The following is a 20,389-nucleotide window of genomic DNA, read 5'->3' on the forward strand; positions in this document are numbered from 1 at the left end:
GCGCGTTATGCGAAGCTCAGCTTTCCCCTGCGTGCATCCTCCAGCGCGGCCAAGAGATCATCGATCTCCATGCGCTTGCGGAAATCGGGATCGACGAAGCGGGCCTTCACGAGGCCGTCGCGTCCGACCACGAACACGGCCGGGATCGGCAGCACCCAGCCGTCATTGCCGTGGAATTTCGCCATGTCCTGATAGGACAATAGATGCTGGATCTCGGCGCCGAGCCAGATCGCGAGATTGAGCGAGAGCGCGTAGCCGTTGTCGAGATCAGTCAAGATTGGAAACGGCGCACCGGCATCTGACTTGAGCTGCCGCGTATATTCCTGAGTCTCCGGCACGATTGCGACGACCTGTGCCCCTATCGCCTTGATGCGGCCGAGTGCCTGGACTACCGCGCGGACATTGAGCCGGCAATACGGGCACCAATGACCGCGGAAGAACATCACCGCAACCGGGCCGCTCTCCAACAGCGCATTCAGCGCGACGAGACGTCCACTCTCGTCGGGCAGCATGAACGGCGGCATCGCATCGCCCGGACGCGGCGCCGTCTCACCACCCCCGTTTCCGTTTAACCGCGCGACCAGGCGATCGACCGCCTCGCCATAGGCGGGGAACACCTTGCGGCTGGCGTCGGCATAGGCGCGGAGTTGGTCGTTCAGCGTACCATCCATGTCACGGCAGCGCTGGAAGGCAAGCCTGAGCTGTTCGGCGTCGGCGGGCGAGAGAGACGTCATCTTCTGCTCCGGCGTTCAGGGGACGAATATTAGTTGCGTGGTCGGGCCGCCCGCAAGGGGGCGGCCGTCCTGCGCACGTGATCAGTTCACGTAGAAATTGCCGGTCGGATCCAGCCGCCCCGATGTGGAGTACAGCGTACCCTTGTCCGTGAAGAAGACGGTATTGTCGGGAACCTTCTTCGCGTTCTTCATCATGGCGTCGTGGTTCTTCTCGGCCGGCGCCATGGCCATCGCCGACATCTTGCCAGGTCCGCCATAGACGTAAGCCATGCCAGCCTTGAAGTCCCAGGCGGCCTCCGAGAAAGCCGACGTGGCGATCACCGCGAAGGCCGCGGTAAAGATCAGGGTTTTGGACACTTTCGTCATGAGATGCTCCTCCGGATTGACGTGAACGCCCGCCAATCGGGCGCCCTGTCATCGGACGCCAGATCCCCCGGAGGCGGAAATGCCGATGCCCAATCGGTTCGATAGCCGCGGCGCATCAACATAGCGCCGGGCTATCGCATCGAAAGCGAGCCGGCATTTCAACATCGACGCGGTCTCGACGAAGCTCCTGCCATAGCCGGCGACCACCACGGTTGCGGCCAACACAGGAGAGTTCCCATGTCTAGGCATCACATCGTGTCGCGCGTGGTTTGGACAGGCGTTGCCGTTCTCGGGGCGCTGACATTTGCGACACCGGTTTTCGCCGGCGCGTGCCCCGCCGACAAGATCAAGCCGAACGCCCAGCAGATGGTCGACTACAAGCCGGTCGGCGTCACCGACGTCACGCTCGGCGCGATCGACCTCGGCAAGCAGCCGGCCCATATCGAGGGCCGCGAGCTTCGCTTCCGCAAGCTGACGATCGCGCCCGGCGGCATCGTGCCCTGGCACAGCCATGACGACCGCCCCGCTTTGATCTTCGTGCAGCAGGGCGAGATCGTCGAATACGCCTCCAACTGCGCCGATCCGATCGTGCACAAGGCCGGCGACATCCGTCCCGAAGTCTTCGGCACCTCGCACTGGTGGAAGAACCTCGGCAAGGAGACCGTCATTCTCTATGTCGGCGACGTCCGCAAGGACCCGAACGACCACCACATGTAGCTCGGCCCCCGGCGCATTCGTCACCCGATGTGGTGCCCGGATCTCATGCCGGGCGCCACGTCCCTCACAGGACAAGCGTGCCATGATCGATCTTTCCACCCCGATCAAACCGGGCGCGGTGCCCATGGATGGGCTTTCCGCAGATCTCGCGCTGCGTTCGCTCGTTATCGGCCTCACCGCATTCCTGACCGTCGTCGACCTGTTCGCGACGCAAGCGATCCTACCCTCGCTGACGCGCCACTATGGCGTCACGCCGGCGGCGATGGGCTTCGCGGTCAATGCCAGCACCTTCGGCATGGCCGTCGCGAGCCTCGTCGTTGGCTTCTTCAGCCCACATATCAATCGTCGGAACGGCATCCTGCTCAGCCTGGCACTTCTTGCGATTCCGACGAGCCTCCTGGCGTCCGCACCCAATCTTGCCGTCTTTACCGCCTTACGCGTTGCTCAGGGCCTCTGCATGGCATCCGCCTTCGCGTTGACGCTCGCCTATCTCGGCGAGCAATGCAGCGCGATGGACGCCGGCGGCGCGTTTGCCGCCTATATCACCGGAAACGTCGCCAGCAATCTCGTCGGCCGGCTGATCTCGGCGGCCGTCGCCGATGGCCTCGGCCTCGCGTGGAATTTCTACGTTTTCGCTGCCCTCAATCTCGCCGGCGCGGCGCTGGTCTATTTCACCATCAAGCACGTCCAGCCGATGCATGCGATGAGCGCGACGGAATCGCCGCTCGCCGCGATGTTCGCACATTGGCGCGACCCGCGATTGCGCGCCGCCTACGGCATCGGCTTCTGCATCCTGTTCGCCTTCATCGGCACCTTCACTTTCGTCAATTTCGTTCTGGTGCGGCCGCCGCTATCGCTCGGCATGATGGGTCTGGGCTTCGTCTATGTCGTCTTCCTGCCCTCGGTGCTCACGACATTGCTAGCGGGCAGAATAGCATCGCGCCTCGGACCACGGCCCACGATCTGGGGCTCGCTCGCCGTCGCCGGGATAGGTTTGCCGTTGATGCTGACGCCGCATCTGAGCGCGGTGCTCGCGGGGATGGTCCTGGTCGGCGTCGGCACGTTCTTCGCGCAAGCGACCGCCACCGGGTTCGTCGGACAGGCGGCCACCGACGGCCGCGGCATCGCCAGCGGCACCTATCTCGCCTGCTATTTCTGCGGCGGGCTCGTCGGCACGGCCGTGCTCGGACGGCTGTTCGACGCCTTCGGCTGGCAGGCTTGCGTGGCCGGCGTGGGTCTGGCTCTCGCGGCCGCAGCTCTGCTTACGATTGACTTGAAGCGCTAGCGCTAGTCGGCGCCTGCTGCGGAGGCTCGTCGTCGGCAATCGCGCGCCAGGCAGCGCCGTCGAGATCGTCGTATTGGCCGCTCCGCAGCGACCAGAGGAAAGCTATGAGACCGGCACCGCCGAGGGCCAGCGCCAGCGGGACCAGAATGACCAGGATCTCCATCACACGATCTCCCGCGAGGCGCTGCGCGCCCGCAACGAATTGAGCATCACCAGGATCGACGATCCGCTCATGGCGGCCGCCGCGATCAGGGGGGTCACGACACCGCTGATCGCAACCGGAACAGCAAGCACATTGTATCCGATCGCAAGCCAGAGGTTCTGCCGCATCAAATGCAGCGCCTTGCGCGCGGAGTCGATGGCGGCGACGACTGGAGCGAGCGGCCGGCCGAGGAAGACGAGATCGGCGGTGGCTTGGCTCAGATGCGCGGCGGAGATCGGCGACATCGAGACATGGGCCGCCGCCAGCGACGGCGCATCATTCATGCCGTCGCCGACCATCAGCACTTTTGCGCCGCGCCGCTTCAACTCCTCGATCCGCGCGATCTTGTCGGCCGGCGTGACGCCGGCGCGCCATTCGGGAATGCCGAGCGCGTGCGCCGCCGCCTTCACCGCTGGCTCACGGTCGCCGGAAAGGATCTCGATGCCGATGTTGCGCGCCTTCAGCGCCGTGATCACGCCTTGCGCGTCGGGGCGCAGGCCCTGGCGGACGGAAAGGATGAACTTTTCGTTGCCCTTGCTGAATGCCACGATCGAGGCTTCGGGATCGAGCGTGGCGCCGCCGACCAGCGTCTCGGCACCGCAGAACGACGGACGGCCAAGGCGAAGCTCGACGCCGTCGACGGTCGCGCGGACGCCCTGACCGGATTCCTCGACAGCGCCGACGATCGGAGACTTCGCACCGGCAGCCTGCGCAACTGCGGCTGCGACCGGATGATGGCTCGACAGCGCGAGGCGGCCGGCGAGCGCGAAGATATCGGCAGGGATGTCGGCGGCATTCATGACTTCGAGATCGGGCAGCGTCAGCGTGCCGGTCTTGTCGAAGATGACATGGTCGGCTTCGGCCAGCCGCTCGATTGCGTCGCCCGCATTGAGCAGCACCCCCGCCTTGAACATCGCGCCCGAGGCCACCGTCTGCACCGTCGGGATCGCGAGCCCGAGCGCGCAGGGACAGGTGATGATCAGCACGGCGACGCCGGTCACGATCGCATCATGCCAGCTCGCGCCGGCGATGACCCAGCCGAGGATGGTCAGGAGCGCAGTCGCATGCACGACAGGCGCGTAGAGGCGCGAGGCGCGGTCGGCGAGCCGCATGTAGCGCGAGCGCGCCTGGAGCGCGTTGTCGAGCAGCCGCGTGATCTCGGCGAGCAGCGTCGCCTCCGACGCCGCCGAGACCCGCACCCGCAGCGTGCCGGAGATGTTCATCGACCCCGCATAGACCGGCGTGCCCTGCTCGGCCGTGACATAGAGCGTCTCGCCGGTGATCAGGCTCTGGTCGATCTCGGAACGCCCCTCGATCACGGTGCCGTCGACCGCGCAGCGTTCGCCGGGCCGCAAGAGCACGATGTCGCCGGGATGGATCGCGGCGACCGGCACCTGCGAGATCTCGTCGGGACCAATGAACTTCGCGGCTGTCTCCGCCTTCAGCGCCGCGAGATTGCCGGCGACCGCACGGGTCCGCCGCCGCATGTTCTGGTCGAGGAAACGGCCGACCAGGAGGAACGTCAGCAGCATGATCGCGGCGTCGAAATAGGCGTGCTCGGCGTGGTGGACGGTCTCGACCACGGACATGCCGAGCGCGAGGATCACGCCGATCGAGATCGGCACGTCCATGTTGGTGGTCTTCGCTGCAAGCGCCCGCCAGGCCGAACGGAAGAACGGCTGACCGGCATAGGCCGCCGCCGGCAAGGCGATCAGCGCCGAGAGCCAGTGGAAGAAGTCGCGCTGCTCGGGCAGCATGTCGGAGACGTTGCCCGACCATACCGGGATCGACAGCATCATCACGTTCATGGTGGCGAACGCGGCGACGCCGAGGCAGCGCAGCAGGAAGCGAGATTCGGCGACCTCGGTTGCCTCCGCGCTCTCGGTCTCGAACGGATAGGCCTTGTAGCCGAGCTCTTCGAGCCGATCGATGAATCGGCCAGGATCGAGCGTGCCGGCCTTCCATTCCAGCGCGACGCGGCGGTCGGTGAGGTTCACCCGCGCCAGGGTGACATCAGGGATGGCGGACAGCCCGCGCTCGATCTTGGCCATGCAGCCGGCGCAATGGACGCCTTCAACGGCGAGATCGATGTGCTGGAGGCCCTCGCCCGCGGTCCGGACGTAGTGCGAAAAATCCCGCGTGACCTGCATGACGAAATCCCTTCAGTTCAGGATCACGCGGTTGCGCGACAGGAACACACGTGCCCCCCGCGCCTCGCCCTCGATCACCAGATCCCACTGGCCGGGCGCGACGGCGGCGGCATGGCCGCGATAGATGCCGATGCCGGCTTCCGTGAGCTCGACGGCGAGATCGGCGCGCTTGTCGGTCGGCCGCTCCAGGCGGCCGCCGAACTTCAGTCCGGCGATCGGCTGGCCGCCCGCATCGCGTGCTTCGACCTGAAGCACGGCGCCGCCGTCGCTGCGGCGCTCGATATGGGCGTTGACCTTCCATTTGCGCAGCGCCTGGTCCTGCGCCGCCGAGATCTCGCGGTCATAGGTGAGGCCCGCGGCATAGGGGCTGTCGACGTCGGTGCCGGGCAGCGTCGCGATCGCGAGCTTCATCATGGTCACGTTGACGCCGATCACGAGACCGAAGAAGGCGACCAACATCAGGAACACCTTGGTTCCGGTCAGCGGCTTGGAAGCCATGGCTGTCTCCTGATCCTTAAGGCGAGACGAAATTGTCGGTGGCGCTCGCGGCGACGCCCAGTCCGATGTCCATGACGTGGAAGCGGACCGGAATCGACTTCTCCGGATTATTTTCGGCCGGTGCGGTGACGAGCAGCCGCAGCTCGCTGGTGGAGTCGCGCGGAATCACGATGATCGGGCGGTCCGGCGTCACCGAATCGACGCCGACGACGTGCATCGTCGGGTTGACTGGCCCCTCCACGTCGATGGCGATGACGCGGTCGTAGCCGCTCTTGTTCAGCAGCCGCACCGTGTAGGCGTTACGGATCGAGCCGTCGCTGAGCTTGACCGCGACCGGATTGCGGTCGTGCAGGACGTTGACGTCGAGCAGGCTGCGGGTCGCGAGCGTATAGATCATGATGCCGCCGACCGCCGCGATGATCGCGCTGTAGACGACCGTGCGGGCACGGACGATGCGGTAGATCGGCGCCTTGCCTTCCTGACGGCGCTGGATGTTGATGTCGTTGTCGTAGCCGATCAGCCGCTTCGGCCGGCCGATCTTGGTCATCACGTTGTCGCAGGCGTCGATGCAGAGCCCGCACTGGATGCATTCGAGCTGCGGCCCGTTGCGGATATCGATGCCGGTCGGACAAACCGCGACGCATTGATAGCAGTCGACGCAGTCGCCGACTTGCTGGCCGAGGGCGCGCAGCTCGGCGGCCTTCTTCACCGAGGTGCGCTTCTCGCCGCGGTCGTAGCGATAGGTGACGTTGAGCGCCCATTCGTCGGTCAGCGCCGCCTGGATCCGCGGCCAGGGGCACATATAGGTGCAGACCTGCTCGCGCATGAAGCCGGCGAGGACATAGGTCGATGCGGTGAGGATGCCGATCCAGACATAGGCGATCATCGGCGCCTGGAAGGTGACGAGCTCTTTGACCAGCGTCGGCGCGTCGTTGAAATAGAGCACCCAGGCGCCGCCGGTCCACCAAGCGATCAGCAGCCAGATCGAGTGCTTGAGCACGATCTCGGAGATGCGCTCAAGCTTCAGCGGGTTCGGACGATTTGTCCTTCCTCATCCGCTCGCGCCGGTCGCCCTCGACGAGACGCTCGACGGCATAGAACAGGTCGGTCCACACCGTCTGCGGACAGAGGTAGCCGCACCAGATCCGGCCGCCGATGGAGTTCATCAGGAACAGCGCGACCGCGGCGACGATCAACAGGCCGGTGAAGTAGTAGACCTCCTGCGGCCACAGCTCGATGAAGAAGAAGTAGAAGCGGCTGTTGGGGAGATCGATCAGCACGGCCTGGCTGGGGGCGCCGAGGCCGCGGTTCCAGCGCACGAACGGAAGGAGATAATAGACGCCGAGGCAGAACGCCATCAGGCCCCATTTGATCCGGCGGAATGTGCCGGAGACGCTCTGGGGATAGACTTTCTTGCGGGCTGCATAGAGCGGCGCGTTGTCGTCGGCCGGCTTGAGTTCGTTCGGATTGACGGTCTTGTTCATCGCGGAATCTTCTCAAGAGGTGCGATCAAACCTAAACTCGGCGCCGGCACGTCCCTTGATCCAACGCAAACGGGGGCGCTTTTCTTCGCCCCCGCCGGAAGTCGTTGGCCGTGGATCGGCTTATTTGCCGCCGCCGAGCGAATGAACGTAGACCGCCATCGCCTTGATGGTGGCGGGATCGAGCCGCCCTTCCCAGGCCGGCATGACGCCGGCGCGGCCCTGGCTGATGGTCTCGATCAGGCTCGCCTCGTCCGAGCCGTAAAGCCAGATCTTGTCGGTCAGGTTCGGTGCGCCCATCTCCTGGTTGCCCTTGCCGCCGTCGCCGTGGCAGGCGACGCAATTCTCCGCGAAGATCTTCTCGCCTTTGGCGGCATCAAAGCCCTTGCGGGTCGAGAGGCCCGACAGCGACCGCACATAGTTGGCGACCGTGACGATCTCGTCGCCCTTCAGCACGCCGTCCTTGCCGAAGGCGAGCATCTGGCCTTCATGCGTCTTGGCATGGCCGGAACGCGCGCCGTACTGGATAGTCTGCATGATCTGATCGAGCGTGCCGCCCCACAGCCAGTCGTCGTCGTTCAGGTTCGGGAAGCCCTTGGCGCCGGCGCCGCCGGAGCCGTGGCACGGCGCGCAATTGTCGCCGAACACGGTTTTGCCCTTGGCACGGGCGAGCGCGAGCAGCGCGGGGTCCTTCTCGATGTCGGCCAGCGAGGCGGCGCCCAGCGCCAACATCTTGTCACCGCGGATCTTCTCGAGATTGGCGAGCTCGACCGCGACGTCGGCGCGCGACGAATAGCCGAACACGCCCGTGGTGTTGCTGGCGATCAGCGGCCAGGCCGGATAGACGATCCAGTAGCCGATCGCCCAGACGATGGTGAGATAGAAGGCGATCACCCACCAGCGCGGCAGCGGCGTGTTGAGCTCCTTGATGCCGTCCCATTCGTGTCCTGTCGTGGACTTGCCGGTGACGGTATCGACTTCGCTATGATCGGTCATGGTCTCTCACTCCTCCCGCAACGGCAGGTGTGCTGCTTCGTCGAACGCAGCCTTGTTACGGGGCCAAAATGCGTAGGCGATGATCGCGAGAAAGATCGCGACGAACACCGGCGTCCAGATCGTCGTCACCAGCTCGGACGCGAGATTATGGACTGTCAGGATAGCTTTCATCGTTGATGCCTTCTCAGCGAAGATTGGCTTTCTCGTTGTAGAGCTTGAAGTCGACCAGCGTGCCGAGCATCTGCAAGTAGGCGATCAGCGCGTCCATTTCGGTCGGCGTGCCGGTCTTGCCGTCGAAGTTGCGCACGACGGCCTTGGCGTAGCGCTTGCTGAAGGCATCGCCGCCGGCATTGTCCGGATCGGCCTGGGCCTTCAGGTCGGCGCCTGCGCTCGCGATCTGGTCGTCGGTGTAGGGCACGCCCACGGCCTTCAAGGTGCGCATGTGGTCGGCGATCGTGTCCGGATCGACCTCGGTGTGGCTCAGGAACGGATAGCCCGGCATCACCGATTGCGGCACGATGGCGCGCGGGTTGGTCAGATGGGTGACGTGCCAGTCGTCGGAATATTTCGCTCCGACACGGGCAAGGTCGGGACCGGTGCGCTTCGAGCCCCACTGGAACGGATGGTCGAACATGCTCTCGGCGGCGAGCGAGAAGTGGCCGTAGCGCTCGACCTCGTCACGCAAGGGGCGGATCATCTGCGAATGGCAGAGATAGCAGCCTTCGCGGACGTAGACGTTGCGCCCCGCCAATTCCAGCGGCGTGTAAGGCCTGACGCCGTCGACCGCCTCGATCGTGCTCTTGAGGTAGAACAGCGGAGTGATCTCGACGAGACCGCCGATCGCAACCACGAGCAGAATGCCGACGACCAGGATGATCGAGTTCTTTTCAAAGACTTGATGGCGTGTCCAGAATGACATTGCTTGAGCTCCTCATTCCGCCGGCTGAAGAGCGACGGGCATCTGGACTTCCTGCTCGCCGACGCGGACGGTCATCCAGAGATTGTAGGCCATGATCAGCGCGCCGATCAGGAACAGGCCGCCGCCGGCGGCGCGGATGATGTAGAAGGGATGCATCGCCTCGACGGTCTCGATGAAGGAATATTCGAGGAAGCCGAGCGAGGTGTAGGCGCGCCACATCAGGCCCTGGAGGATGCCGGACACCCACATCGCCGAGATGTAGAGAACGATGCCGAGGGTGGCGATCCAGAAGTGCCAGTTGACGAGCTTCAGGCTGTAGAGGCCCTTGCGATTCCAGGCCCACGGCACCAGGCAGTAGAGCGCGCCGAAGGAGACGAAGCCGACCCAGCCGAGCGCGCCGGAATGCACGTGGCCGATGGTCCAGTCGGTGTAGTGGCTGAGCGAGTTGACCACCTTGATCGACATCATCGGACCTTCGAAGGTCGACATGCCGTAAAAGGCGACGGAGACCACGAGCATGCGCAGCACGGGATCGGTGCGCAGCTTGTCCCAGGCGCCCGACAGCGTCATCAGGCCGTTGATCATGCCGCCCCAGGAGGGCATCCACAGCATGATCGAGAAGGTCATGCCGAGCGTCTGCGTCCAGTCCGGCAGTGCCGTGTAGTGCAGGTGGTGGGGACCTGCCCAGATGTAGAGGAAGATCAGCGCCCAGAAGTGGATGATCGACAGCCGGTAGGAATAGACCGGCCGCTCGGCGCGCTTCGGAATGAAGTAGTACATGATGGCGAGGAAGCCGGCGGTCAGGAAGAAGCCGACCGCGTTATGGCCGTACCACCATTGGAACATGGCGTCCTGGATGCCGCCCCAGGCGACATAGGACTTCGAGCCGAACACCGAGACCGGGAGCGCCGGATTGTTGCCGAGATGCAGGACCGCGATCGTCACGATGAAGGCGAGATAGAACCAGTTCGCGACGAAGATGTGCGGCTCCTTGCGCTTGAAGATGGTGGCGAGGAAGACCAGCAGGTAGGCGACCCAGACGATGGTCAGCCAGAGGTCGGCATACCATTCCGGCTCGGCATATTCCTTCGACTGGGTGACACCGAGCAGATAGCCGGTGCCGGCGATCAGGATGAAGAAGTTGTAGCCGATCACGACGAACCAGGGCGCGAGATCGCCGGCCAGGCGCGCGCGGCAGGACTTCTGCACGACGTAGAACGACGTGCCGATCAGCACGTTGCCGCCGAAGGCGAAGATCACCGCGGAGGTGTGCAGCGGCCGCAGACGGCCGAAGCTGGTCCAGGGCAGGTCGAAATTCAGCGCGGGCCAGGCCAGCTGCGAGGCGATGATGAGGCCGACGAGGAAGCCCGCGATGCCCCAGAACATCGCCATGAAGGCGGTGAACTTGATCGGCCCCATGTTGTAGTTGGGCCGGCCATTGATCTCCGCCGGCGGCAGCGTGGCCGGCCGTTCGAAATAGCGGTTCACGATAAAGAACACCGCAGCCAGGCTCGCCGCCGCGCTGAGCGCAGCATGGAAGGCAAAGGGCGCATCGAGCGCCTTGGCCGCAGCGATCACGCAGAGGAAGGCGGCGACTGCAAACACGACAGACAGGCCGCTTTCGCCGATGGTCATGGATTTGGAGATGGAGGGCTGGCTCATGCGGATTCTCTCGAAAGAACACGATGCCAGAAACCACATTCACCCTCGCGGGGAATTGATTGAAATCAAGATGGCCTTGGAGGTTAGCCGTAGCCGACGAATATTTTCTGGGTTCCTCCGTATTTTTTCGGTACGGCCAGTTGAAGTGCCCTCTCCCCTTGTGGGAGAGGGCAGCGAGGACAGCGCGGCAAACTCGCTTGGGTGAGGGGTTGGTGCGGCGGGGAACGGTGTCTCTGTGGAGACATACCCCTCATCCGGCGCTTCGCGCCACCTTCTCCCACAGGGGAGAAGGGGAAAGGCATCGCGTCAGTCCCGCGCCGTCGCCTTGAGCGCCGCGATGACGTCCTCGCGGGCGATAATTCCGGCCAGATTCTGCGCGCCGTCGAGCACGATGATGCTCCTGATGCGATGCTCGACCATGATCTGGAGCACGCGCGTCAGCCGCGTCTCGGGGCCGACATAGATGAACTCGGGTGTCATGACGTCGCCGATCTTGCGAACTCATCAAGTCGGGATAGCGCGGCAGCATCTGGCTCGGCGTGAAGGCGAAGCACTTCAGGATGTCGAACTTGGTGACGATGCCGACCACCTGGCCGTCATCCACGACCGGATACGAGTTGAAGTCGTCGGTCTCGAACATCTCGCTGAGCTCGAGCAAGTCGCGGTCGCGCTGCACCGTTTTTACGTTGCGTGTCATGTAGCGGTCGACGGTTTGTTCGAGAAATCTGTACATGGCGCGTCCTCCTCGAGTCGCTACTGGCCGGGCGGCCGGCCCTCAGTGCGACAGCAGCACGCTGCGGGCAGATTGTGTGACCAGATACTGGGTGACGCCGCCCAGGATCAGTTCACGAAATCTCGAATGACCATAGGCGCCCGCAACGATCAGGCCGGCGCCAACATCGCCGGCGACCTTGTCCAATTGCGCGGCAGCGCTTTCGTTCCGCCCCGCCTCCGAGACGCGCGCTGTCGCGGTGACCCCGTGACGGGCGAGCCAGGCGGCCACGTCGCTGACGCCGGCCATCACGACCGAGCGGTTGTCGCCCTGCTCCGGAATTTCGACGATGGTGACGTCCCTCGCCTTGCGCAGCATCGGCAACGCGTCGACGACTGCCCGCCGCGCCTCCGGCGTGTCCTTCCACGCCACCAGCACGCTGCGCAGATCGAGCCAATTGGCGTTATCGGGAACGACCAAAAGCGGCCTGCCAGCCTGCATCACCAGGTCCTTGGCGCTTGCGAGCGCAAAGGCGTCAGAGAAGGCGGGGCTCTGTCCGCCGCTGATGACGATGTCGGCGCAGCGCGCCTGCTCCAGGACAAAACGCGTCGGAAAATCCATGGCGCTGCGCCACTCCGCGTGTCCGCCGCGATTCCTGGTGGCGGCGCGGAACTGCGCCTCGAGACCGGCGAGCCGCCGCTTGACGGAGGCTTCGCCATCCTCGATCAGCACTTGTGCTTCAGCGCCGTCGGCGAAATAAAGCGGCGGCGCGAACTGAGCCGCGGCAACGCCGACGATGGCCGCCTCGAATCGCTCGGCGAGCTCGCCCGCGACCTGAAGGCGCGCCTCGTTGGACTGATCGAGCGCCAGGCTGACCATCACGGTCGCGTATGTCATCGGGATTCTCCGGCAGGCAATGAACTGCCGCGAAATCTAGCCTCGCCGACGCAAGGCAGGATGAGATAGATCAAATCGCCGGCCGTCATGTCGCAGGAATTCCGCCAATGAATTCAATCCGGCTTGCCTCCGAACGAACCTTGAGCGACATTGTCATGAGCGGTAAGCGCATCCTGCCGACCGCGCTTTAGCGAGGAGTGAAGTTTGGCGCCGACCCGCGTAACCCATCCGGCAGACGATGGTCGGGGCGAGCATTTCCGGCTCCGCATCGAAGGATTCGGGGTTGGCACCTGGGATCTCGATTTGCGAACTCGGGACCTTGAATGGTCCGAGATGTCCAAGCGGCTGTTTGGCCTCGAGGGGGATGATGCCATCAGCCACGATCTCTTTCTGTCGCTGCTGGCCCCCAGCGATCGGGACCGCGTCTTGCAGGGAATCGAGCGCAGCTCGGAGAGCGGCGCAGGATTCGACGTGTCCTTCAAGGTTGGCGGTCCTGCGGGGAAGGGCCAATGGATCCGGGCCAGGGCCGGCGTGATCCGAGACGATTCCGGCTCGCCACGTCACCTCAGCGGGATATTCCTCGACATCAACGAGGAAAGACATCTGGAAGAGGCCCTGCGCTCTCAGGAGAATCATCTTCGCTCGATTCTCGAAACGGTGCCAGACGCGATGATCGTGATCGATTCGCGCGGCATCATGCAGCTCTTCAGCAGCGCCGCGGAGCGGCTGTTCGGCTACAGCAGGCAGGAAGCCATTGGTCGGAACGTCAGCATTCTGATGCCGGAGCCTGATCAATCGCGTCACGACAGCTATATCGTGCGTTACCTCAAGACCAACGATCCCCACATCATCGGCATCGGCCGCATCGTGACCGGCAAGCGCCGCGACGGCACGACGTTCCCGATGCACCTTTCGGTCGGGCAGACGCAACGGGGCGGCGAGCTCTATTTCACCGGCTTCGTGCGCGATCTCACCGAACATCAGCAGACCCAGGCGCGGCTTCAGCAGCTGCAGTCGGAGCTCGTCCACGTTTCGCGGCTGACCGCGATGGGCGAGATGGCCTCGGCGCTCGCCCACGAGCTCAACCAGCCGCTGGCGGCGATCAGCAACTACATGAAGGGATCGCGGCGCCTGCTTGCCGGCAGTGTTGACCCGAATACGACGAAGATCGAAAGCGCGCTGGACCGCGCCTCGGAGCAGGCCTTGCGCGCCGGCCAGATCATCCGCCGCTTGCGCGACTTCGTCTCCCGCGGCGAGTCGGAGAAGCGGATTGAGAGCCTGTCCAAGCTGATCGAGGAGGCCGGCGCGCTCGGGCTCGCCGGCGCGCGCGAGCAGAATGTCCAGCTCCGCTTCAATCTCGATCCGAAGGCGGACCTCGTGTTGGCCGACCGCGTGCAGGTCCAGCAGGTCTTGGTCAACCTGTTCCGCAACGCGCTGGAAGCGATGGCACAGTCGCCGCGGCGAGAGCTCGTGGTGGCCAACAAGCCCGTTGCCGACGACATGATCGAGGTCGAGGTTTCCGACACCGGCTCCGGCTTCCAGGACGACGTCATTCCAAACCTGTTTCAAACTTTCTTCACCACCAAGGAAACCGGCATGGGCGTAGGGCTGTCGATCAGCCGTTCGATCATCGAGGCTCACGGCGGCCGCATGTGGGCCGAGAGCAACGCATCGGGCGGGGCGACATTCCGCTTCACCTTGCCAGCAGCCGACGAGAACTGATTCATGACCAACAAGGGACATGTCTACGTCATCGACGACGACGCTGCGATGCGGGAACTCGCTGAACTTCCTGCTGGATTCTTCCGGCTTCGGCGTCACGCTGTTCGACAATGCGAAAGATTTCATCGACACCCTGCCCGGCCTCGCCTTCGGCTGCGTCGTCTCCGACGTGCGCATGCCGGGCCTTGACGGGATCGAGCTTCTGAAGCGCATGAAGGCGCAGAACAGCCCATTTCCAATCCTGATCATGACCGGGCATGGCGACGTGCCGCTCGCGGTCGAGGCAATGAAGCTTGGGGCGGTCGACTTCCTGGAGAAACCCTTCGAGGACGATCGTCTCATCACCATGATCGAGACGGCGATCCGCCAGGCCGAGCCGGCGGCCAAGAGTGAGGCCATTTCGCAGGACATCGCCGCCCGCGTCGCCTCCTTGAGCCCGAGGGAGCGCCAGGTCATGGAGGGACTGATCGCAGGCCTTTCCAACAAGCTGATCGCCCGCGAATACGACATCAGCCCGCGGACCATCGAGGTGTACCGGGCCAATGTGATGACCAAGATGCAGGCGGGCAGCCTCTCGGAGCTGGTCCGCATGGCGATGCGCGCCGGCATGCTCAACGATTGAGCCAGGTCGCCTTGAGGCAGGTCAAGGCCCTTGGCGAGACCCGTGCTAGTCAAGCAGCATGATCGAGGTCAGCTCACACCATGCGCGGCCGTCGTCTCCCACAAAACCCACCGTCTATGTGGTCGACGACGATGCCGCCGTCCTGGGATCCCTGCGGTTCCTACTGGAGACCGACGGCTTTGCCGTGCGGACCTTCAGGAGCGGCACGGCCCTGCTCAACGCGAGCGGTGCTCCGGGCGCGGACTGCTACGTGATCGACTACAAGATGCCCGACATCAACGGCATCGAGCTCGCCGGCCGGCTGCGCCAGTCCGACAGCGAGACCCCCGTGATCCTGATCACCGGCTATCCGGACGAGAACATCTCGGCCCGGGCGGCCGCGGCGGGGGTGAAAGACGTGGTCCTGAAGCCGCTTCTCGACGAAAACCTGCTCAAGCGCATCCGCCGCGCCATCCAGGACCACCCCCGCGCCTGACCTACGGGATTCTACGTAAGGCAACCCCCTTAAGATATCGCTCGAAATTTTCGAAGCCCCCGATACCGCGTACCAATGCGTCATCACAACGGAGATGGCGCAGATGCTGACCCAGACGATCAACACCAAGGCAATCAATACCCAGATTGGTGGCAAGATTGCTCCTGCCCATCCCGTCACCGACCAGTTCGGCGCGATCACGGGCCATGTCGGCCTCGTCGCCACGGAGTTCTCCTACCGCAAGGACGAGGAGATCTATGGCGAGGACGAGCCGGCCGAATATGTCTATCAGGTCATCACCGGCGCGGTGCGCAGCTACAAGCTTCTCTCCGACGGCCGCCGCCAGATCGGCGCCTTCCATCTTCCCGGCGACGTGTTCGGGCTCGAATCCGGCGCCAGTCACCGCCTCGCCGCCGAAGCCATCATCGACACCACCGTGCGCCTCGTGAAGCGCGCCAGCCTCGAGAAGGCCGCCGGCATCGACGTCCAGGTCGCCCGCAAGCTCTGGGCCATGACGGCTTCCGAGCTGCGCCACGCCGAGGACCACATGCTGCTGCTGGGGCGCAAGACCGCGATGGAGCGCGTTGCGACCTTCCTGCTCGAAATGGACCGCCGCCTCGCCGTTGCTGGCATGATGGCGCTGCCGATGTGCCGCCGCGACATCGGCGACTATCTCGGCCTCACGCTCGAGACCGTGTCGCGTGCGCTGTCGCAGCTTCACACCCAGGGCATCCTGGGCTTCTCGGGCGCGCGCCAAATCGTGCTGCGCAACCGCCAGCGCCTGCACAATCTGGACGCCTGATTTCGACGACCTCCTCCCCACCCACTCGACTTTTCCTTGGCCGGCTGAATTCGTCAGCCGGCCATCTCTTTGGCCGCGATCATACCCGCGCGCCGCGTCTCGGGCATCACGAACAGAATCAGCAGAAGCCCCATCGCGGCGATGCCGGACAGTCCGATGAAGGCGGTGGCGTTGCCGAACTTGTCGCTGACATAGCCGCCAAGCGCGGTGCTCAAGGACGCACCGATGCCGGTCGCCGTGCCGACGATGCCCTGCGCCAGGTTGAAGTGACCGCTGCCGAAGGCGACGTCGGCGACGATCAGCGGAATCATCACCGCGAACACGGCCGCGGTGAGGCCGTCGAACACCTGCACCAGCACGAGCAGATAGGGATCGCGCACGGTTGCGAACAACAGGCCGCGAATCGTCAGCGCGCCGAATCCGATCAGGAGCAGCGGCCGCCGGCCCCAGAGTTGCGCCTTGCGCCCGATGGTCGGCGACAGCAGCGCCACGATCGCTTGCGGAACGACGATGCAAAAGGCGACGAGCACCGTCGCCCACTGGCTCGACCGCGCCGTCACCGCGCTCGCCATCAGCGGCATCATTGCGGCGTTCGCGAGCTGCAACAAGAGCACGCTCAGCGCGAACACGATCAGCGGACGCTGCCGGATCAGGTGCCAGACATTGGTGTCGCCGCGATCGGCGGCCTCAGGCGGCATCTCGCCGTGACAGCGTCTAATGTCGACCTCGTGCTCGCGGATGCGCGAAAGCGCGATCAGGGTCGGGATCGCGAGCAGGAAGGTGACCAGGAAGACCGAGCGGCTCGAGAGCAGGTACCCGGCAGTGCCCATCACCGCCGCCGCAACGCCGTTGCCGAGCGAGGCAAAGCGGGCATTGCGGCCGAGGCGCTCGCCGATCGCGAGCGGGCCGACCAGGCCGAGGCTGATCGCGGCAATCGCCGGCCCCAGCACGCAACTCGCCATCGCATGCAGGGTGGCGGCGGTCACCACGACGGGGAAGATCGGCATCGCGGCGTAGGCAAGCGCGCAGCAGCCGATGGTGGCAATCGCAAGGGCGGCCACCAGCCGTTCCGATTTTGCCGCATCGATGATCGCGCCGCCCGGCATCTGCCCGATCAGGGCGACGATGCCACCGATCGACAGCACGAGGCCGATCTCGACCTGGGTCCATTTCTGCGTCGTCAGATAAACCGCGATGAACGGACCGAATCCGGTCTGCACATCGGCAAGGAAGAAGACGAACCAGTCGAGCCCGCGCAGGCTCTGGCGCGACGGTGCCGGAAGGCCTGCAGCCGGCGACGCGGCGACGTTGTTCTGCTCAACGCGGCCGTCGCGATCTGCATGTTTCGGCTTTCTCGACAACAGCACAGGCGGTCAGCCCTCCGGGCACCTCACTGAATCGCTTGCAGCGGTTGAAGGCTGCCGGACGCGCCGAGCACGACGATCGGCGTGTCTTCCTTGTATTCCGGCGCCGCCGCGACCTGCGCCTTGGTCAATTCCAGCGTGATGCTGTCCTTCTTGTTGGCGATCTTGCCGAAGCGCAGCGCGTTCCAGTCCACCACGATCTTGCGGCTGCCGACGCCGAGGAAGCCGCCGAAATCGATCGCCGCCGCGCGCACATGGCCGGTGCGATCGACGATGACGTCGACGATGCGGCCCATGTCTTCGCCGGCGGCGCTGCGCACGTCGCGGCCGAGGACGCCATGCGCCTCGCTTGCGCCGATGATGGTCACCGAGGGCGGCGGGGCGGCATCCTTGGGGGTGACCGGAACGGTCGAGGCCGGCGGCTGTGCCGTCGGCGGCGCATTCGCTTCGCTCGCGCCCGCGGGCTGATCCTCCGCGGCGCGCGAGGTCGCCACCGCCAGGCCCGAGACGATGGCTATGCCCAGGATCAGTGCTCCGATCGCACGCATCGCACCCTCCTCACGGCGCGCCGCTAGCGCGCCAGCACGATCGAGACCTGGATCTGGCCGCGCGTGCGCAACACCTCCAGCGCCACGTCGTCGCCGTGGCGGCTGACGCGCAGATCCACGCTGGACCCGCCCAGACGCAGATCGCGCAGGATCACCTCGTTCAGGAACGTCGGCAGATGCGGATTGCGCAGGCGAATCTCACAGCGTGCCACGTCGAACTCGATGCCCAGCGCCGCCTCCAGCAGCGTGAACGGCGTCGCGCTGGCCCAGGCCTGCGGTGCGCAGGCGACCGGATAGAGCGTCGGGCCGCGCCGCTTCTCGCGCCGGAAGCCGCAGAACAATTCGGGCAGCCGGCGCAGGTCCATATAGGTCGCCGCGTCGAACAGCCCCTTGAAGACATGCGCCACCGAATGCTTGAGGCCGTAGCGCGCGAGCCCGAGCGCGATCAGCGCGTTGTCGTGCGGCCAGATCGAGCCGTCATGATAGGACATCGGGTTGTAGCGCACCTCGCTCTGCGCGACGGTGCGGATGCCCCAGCCCGAGTAGAAATGCGGCCGCATCAGATCGGCGGCGACGAGACGGGCGCGATCCTCGCGGATCATGCCGCTGAACAGCACCTGCCCGGCATTCGAGGTCCGCACCTTGCAGGGGCGCTTCCTGCCGTCGAGGGCGAGCGCATAGGTGCCGAGCTCCTCGCACCAGAACGCCTTCTCGAAGCGCTCGGCCAGCGCCTTGGCTTCGGCCTCGAGCTGGCGCACGCGGTCCGGCTTGCCGAGCCGCAGCGCGCAGCGCGCGGCGAGCTGCTTGGCCGCGTAGACGTAGCCCTGGACCTCGGCGAGCGCGATGTTGCCTTCCGCGAGCTGGCCGTCGGCATGGAAGATCGCGTCGTAGGAATCCTTCCAGCCCTGGTTGGCCAGCCCCTTCTCCGTCGCGCGCTGGTATTCGACGAAGCCGTCCTGATCGGGATCGCCAGGACCGTCGATCCAGGCGAGGCCCGCTTCGATCGCCGGCCACAGCTCGATCAACGTGGCCTCGTCTCCAGTGCGCTCGAAATAGCTTCCGGCGAGCAGGACGAACAGCGCGGTCGAATCGACGCTGCCGTAATATTGGGAGAACGGCACCTCGCCCAGCGCCGCCATCTCGCCGCCGCGCATCTCGTGCAGGATCTTTCCGGGCGCGGCGTCGGCGAGCGGATCGATCGCCTTCGCCTGGAAATGCGCGAGCCGTCTGAGCACGCCCCTGGCGACGCGCGGATCGACCCAGAGCATCTGTAGCGCAGTGATCAGGCCGTCGCGGCCGAAAGTCGTCGAGTACCAGGGTATGCCGGCATAGGGATAACGCCCCTGCGGGGTCTCCGTCATCAGCATGTTGAGGTCGGCCATGGCCTGGCACAGCACCTCGTTGAAGATGTTGTTGGAGGTCTCGATGCTTGCGGCGCCCATGGTCGACCGCCGCATCTCGCGGCGGTGCGCCAGGAGGCCCTGGAAGAACCGCGCCGGCTTTTCCGTCACCGGCCGGTTGCAGGAGACGGCGACGAACAGCGATCTCGCCTCGTGCGGGTCGAGCTCGAGCTGCCATGTCGCGGCATTGACTGACAGCCGCGTCGGGCGCGGGTCGAAATGCAGGCCGGTGGTGCGCTCGGCGTCGTCGAGGCCGCGATACCCGAACAACACGTCGGTCGGGCCTAGCAGCCGGCTCGTGCCCGTCCCGCGGCGCGGGCGCCGCTCGCCGCGGACCTCGAACAGGTCGGCGAAGTCGTTGTCGAACAGCAGCGTCAACTCGAAGCTGGCGCGCGCGTCGCCGTGGTTCTGCACGCCGATGCGTTGATAGGCGGCACCGCGCCACAGGAAGATCGTGCGCACGATGTGCAGCAGATCCTTTTGGAACACGAGGCGGCCCTGACGGTAGATGTCGGGATTGGTCAGATCGACTGTCAACGCCGAATTGTCGTCGCGCAGATTCGAGCCGAGCAGCAGCGGCTGGAGATCGTCGAGCACGAGCTCCAGCCGCGCCAGATAGCGCGTGTCGTGGTGAAACAGCCCGTCCGGCCCGCCCGCCGAAGCGCCGATGTCGCCATGGCTGTCGAGAACGATGAAGGTATCGTCGTGCTTGAGGGACCGCCGCGGCCGGGCGGCGGGTCCCGTCATCGGAATGTAGAACGTCTGCTCCGCGACGGCTTCGGCCGTCTGCGATATCGAAATGATCTGGGTTACGGTTTCGGCTGCCATGAGCTGCTC

At 65.0% G+C, this 20,389-nt stretch carries 18 protein-coding genes and 3 pseudogenes; 6 read left to right on the top strand and 15 right to left on the bottom strand.

Annotated features, from left to right (window positions below; translation table 11 throughout):
* Positions 1-5: 5 nt before the first annotated feature.
* Together ACSKB8_RS40535 and ACSKB8_RS40540 are read right to left on the bottom strand one after the other, a co-directional pair.
* Positions 6-734, bottom strand: a complete 729-nt coding sequence (locus ACSKB8_RS40535) for a peroxiredoxin-like family protein (protein ID WP_128943981.1) — start codon at positions 732-734, stop codon at positions 6-8.
* An 81-nt stretch (positions 735-815) separates the two neighbouring features.
* Positions 816-1,100: a hypothetical protein gene (locus ACSKB8_RS40540; RefSeq protein WP_438110158.1), complete on the bottom strand. Its 285-nt coding sequence runs from the start codon at positions 1,098-1,100 to the stop codon at positions 816-818.
* Positions 1,101-1,337: 237 nt separating this feature from the next.
* On the opposite strand from ACSKB8_RS40540, the gene ACSKB8_RS40545 reads away from it, so the two are divergent.
* Together ACSKB8_RS40545 and ACSKB8_RS40550 are read left to right on the top strand one after the other, a co-directional pair.
* Positions 1,338-1,817 carry a cupin domain-containing protein gene (locus ACSKB8_RS40545; protein ID WP_438110159.1) on the top strand — a complete coding sequence of 160 codons (480 nt, stop codon included), beginning with the start codon at positions 1,338-1,340 and terminating at the stop codon, positions 1,815-1,817.
* 82 nt (positions 1,818-1,899) lie between these two features.
* Complete coding sequence (locus ACSKB8_RS40550) at positions 1,900-3,102, top strand: MFS transporter (protein WP_438110160.1); 1,203 nt, start codon at positions 1,900-1,902, stop codon at positions 3,100-3,102.
* Here the strand turns inward: ACSKB8_RS40550 and ccoS are convergent.
* The 10 genes and pseudogenes from ccoS to ACSKB8_RS40600 all read right to left on the bottom strand — a co-directional run bounded on the left by ccoS (position 3,080) and on the right by ACSKB8_RS40600 (position 12,619).
* A complete protein-coding gene (gene ccoS, locus ACSKB8_RS40555) occupies positions 3,080-3,265 on the bottom strand; it encodes a cbb3-type cytochrome oxidase assembly protein CcoS (RefSeq protein WP_091892724.1) in 186 nt (61 codons plus the stop codon). The genes ACSKB8_RS40550 and ccoS overlap by 23 nt on opposite strands.
* Entirely contained in the window at positions 3,265-5,454 is a 2,190-nt protein-coding gene (locus ACSKB8_RS40560; protein WP_438110162.1) for a cation-translocating P-type ATPase, read from the bottom strand. Before ACSKB8_RS40560 ends, ccoS begins: the two co-directional genes overlap by 1 nt.
* A gap of 12 nt (positions 5,455-5,466) precedes the next feature.
* The gene (locus ACSKB8_RS40565; RefSeq protein ID WP_438110164.1) at positions 5,467-5,952 is read right to left on the bottom strand and encodes a FixH family protein; all 486 of its coding nucleotides are present in this window, start codon (positions 5,950-5,952) and stop codon (positions 5,467-5,469) included.
* 16 nt (positions 5,953-5,968) lie between these two features.
* Positions 5,969-7,436, bottom strand: a pseudogene (gene ccoG / locus ACSKB8_RS40570) (cytochrome c oxidase accessory protein CcoG).
* Between the two features lie 120 nt (positions 7,437-7,556).
* A complete protein-coding gene (gene ccoP / locus ACSKB8_RS40575) occupies positions 7,557-8,429 on the bottom strand; it encodes a cytochrome-c oxidase, cbb3-type subunit III (protein ID WP_438110166.1) in 873 nt (290 codons plus the stop codon).
* A 6-nt stretch (positions 8,430-8,435) separates the two neighbouring features.
* Positions 8,436-8,600 (bottom strand): CcoQ/FixQ family Cbb3-type cytochrome c oxidase assembly chaperone, encoded by a 165-nt coding sequence (locus tag ACSKB8_RS40580; RefSeq protein ID WP_063691463.1) that lies wholly within the window; start codon positions 8,598-8,600, stop codon positions 8,436-8,438.
* A 13-nt stretch (positions 8,601-8,613) separates the two neighbouring features.
* On the bottom strand, positions 8,614-9,348 hold the full coding sequence (gene ccoO, locus ACSKB8_RS40585) for a cytochrome-c oxidase, cbb3-type subunit II (protein ID WP_128943989.1): 735 nt from the start codon (positions 9,346-9,348) through the stop codon (positions 8,614-8,616).
* A 12-nt stretch (positions 9,349-9,360) separates the two neighbouring features.
* Positions 9,361-11,010 (bottom strand): cytochrome-c oxidase, cbb3-type subunit I, encoded by a 1,650-nt coding sequence (ccoN, locus tag ACSKB8_RS40590; RefSeq protein ID WP_128935213.1) that lies wholly within the window; start codon positions 11,008-11,010, stop codon positions 9,361-9,363.
* A 306-nt stretch (positions 11,011-11,316) separates the two neighbouring features.
* A pseudogene (locus ACSKB8_RS40595) lies at positions 11,317-11,743 on the bottom strand (CBS domain-containing protein).
* A gap of 42 nt (positions 11,744-11,785) precedes the next feature.
* On the bottom strand, positions 11,786-12,619 hold the full coding sequence (locus ACSKB8_RS40600) for a universal stress protein (RefSeq protein WP_438110168.1): 834 nt from the start codon (positions 12,617-12,619) through the stop codon (positions 11,786-11,788).
* A gap of 204 nt (positions 12,620-12,823) precedes the next feature.
* Between ACSKB8_RS40600 and fixL the strand changes: the two genes are divergently transcribed.
* The 4 genes and pseudogenes from fixL to ACSKB8_RS40620 all read left to right on the top strand — a co-directional run bounded on the left by fixL (position 12,824) and on the right by ACSKB8_RS40620 (position 16,240).
* Positions 12,824-14,341 carry a sensor protein FixL gene (fixL, locus tag ACSKB8_RS40605; protein WP_438110170.1) on the top strand — a complete coding sequence of 506 codons (1,518 nt, stop codon included), beginning with the start codon at positions 12,824-12,826 and terminating at the stop codon, positions 14,339-14,341.
* A gap of 3 nt (positions 14,342-14,344) precedes the next feature.
* Positions 14,345-14,963: pseudogene (gene fixJ / locus ACSKB8_RS40610) on the top strand (response regulator FixJ).
* Positions 14,964-15,021: 58 nt separating this feature from the next.
* Complete coding sequence (locus tag ACSKB8_RS40615; protein ID WP_438110172.1) at positions 15,022-15,438, top strand: response regulator; 417 nt, start codon at positions 15,022-15,024, stop codon at positions 15,436-15,438.
* 103 nt (positions 15,439-15,541) lie between these two features.
* Positions 15,542-16,240 (top strand): helix-turn-helix domain-containing protein, encoded by a 699-nt coding sequence (locus ACSKB8_RS40620; protein ID WP_176945822.1) that lies wholly within the window; start codon positions 15,542-15,544, stop codon positions 16,238-16,240.
* Positions 16,241-16,293: 53 nt separating this feature from the next.
* Here ACSKB8_RS40620 and ACSKB8_RS40625 read toward each other — a convergent pair whose 3' ends face one another.
* The 3 genes from ACSKB8_RS40625 to ACSKB8_RS40635 are packed head-to-tail and all read right to left on the bottom strand — an operon-like array spanning position 16,294 to position 20,380.
* Positions 16,294-17,607 (bottom strand): MFS transporter, encoded by a 1,314-nt coding sequence (locus ACSKB8_RS40625; RefSeq protein ID WP_438110174.1) that lies wholly within the window; start codon positions 17,605-17,607, stop codon positions 16,294-16,296.
* A 23-nt stretch (positions 17,608-17,630) separates the two neighbouring features.
* Positions 17,631-18,152 (bottom strand): PRC-barrel domain-containing protein, encoded by a 522-nt coding sequence (locus ACSKB8_RS40630; RefSeq protein WP_165405311.1) that lies wholly within the window; start codon positions 18,150-18,152, stop codon positions 17,631-17,633.
* 23 nt (positions 18,153-18,175) lie between these two features.
* A complete protein-coding gene (locus tag ACSKB8_RS40635; protein WP_438110176.1) occupies positions 18,176-20,380 on the bottom strand; it encodes an amylo-alpha-1,6-glucosidase in 2,205 nt (734 codons plus the stop codon).
* Between the last annotated feature and the right edge of the window lie 9 nt (positions 20,381-20,389).

Origin of the sequence: Bradyrhizobium sp. BR 1432 (assembly GCF_051547705.1) — a bacterium.
Classification (GTDB): domain Bacteria; phylum Pseudomonadota; class Alphaproteobacteria; order Rhizobiales; family Xanthobacteraceae; genus Bradyrhizobium; species Bradyrhizobium zhanjiangense.

Bases quoted from the DNA above. Each gene is read 5' to 3' on its own strand.
- ACSKB8_RS40535 (WP_128943981.1), bottom strand. From the start codon at position 734: ATGACGTCTCTCTCGCCCGCCGACGCCGAACAGCTCAGGCTTGCCTTC.
- ACSKB8_RS40540 (WP_438110158.1), bottom strand. From the start codon at position 1,100: ATGACGAAAGTGTCCAAAACCCTGATCTTTACCGCGGCCTTCGCGGTG.
- ACSKB8_RS40545 (WP_438110159.1), top strand. From the start codon at position 1,338: ATGTCTAGGCATCACATCGTGTCGCGCGTGGTTTGGACAGGCGTTGCC.
- ACSKB8_RS40550 (WP_438110160.1), top strand. From the start codon at position 1,900: ATGATCGATCTTTCCACCCCGATCAAACCGGGCGCGGTGCCCATGGAT.
- ccoS (WP_091892724.1), bottom strand. From the start codon at position 3,265: ATGGAGATCCTGGTCATTCTGGTCCCGCTGGCGCTGGCCCTCGGCGGT.
- ACSKB8_RS40560 (WP_438110162.1), bottom strand. From the start codon at position 5,454: ATGCAGGTCACGCGGGATTTTTCGCACTACGTCCGGACCGCGGGCGAG.
- ACSKB8_RS40565 (WP_438110164.1), bottom strand. From the start codon at position 5,952: ATGGCTTCCAAGCCGCTGACCGGAACCAAGGTGTTCCTGATGTTGGTC.
- ccoP (WP_438110166.1), bottom strand. From the start codon at position 8,429: ATGACCGATCATAGCGAAGTCGATACCGTCACCGGCAAGTCCACGACA.
- ACSKB8_RS40580 (WP_063691463.1), bottom strand. From the start codon at position 8,600: ATGAAAGCTATCCTGACAGTCCATAATCTCGCGTCCGAGCTGGTGACG.
- ccoO (WP_128943989.1), bottom strand. From the start codon at position 9,348: ATGTCATTCTGGACACGCCATCAAGTCTTTGAAAAGAACTCGATCATC.
- ccoN (WP_128935213.1), bottom strand. From the start codon at position 11,010: ATGAGCCAGCCCTCCATCTCCAAATCCATGACCATCGGCGAAAGCGGC.
- ACSKB8_RS40600 (WP_438110168.1), bottom strand. From the start codon at position 12,619: ATGACATACGCGACCGTGATGGTCAGCCTGGCGCTCGATCAGTCCAAC.
- ACSKB8_RS40615 (WP_438110172.1), top strand. From the start codon at position 15,022: ATGATCGAGGTCAGCTCACACCATGCGCGGCCGTCGTCTCCCACAAAA.
- ACSKB8_RS40620 (WP_176945822.1), top strand. From the start codon at position 15,542: ATGCTGACCCAGACGATCAACACCAAGGCAATCAATACCCAGATTGGT.
- ACSKB8_RS40630 (WP_165405311.1), bottom strand. From the start codon at position 18,152: ATGCGTGCGATCGGAGCACTGATCCTGGGCATAGCCATCGTCTCGGGC.
- ACSKB8_RS40635 (WP_438110176.1), bottom strand. From the start codon at position 20,380: ATGGCAGCCGAAACCGTAACCCAGATCATTTCGATATCGCAGACGGCC.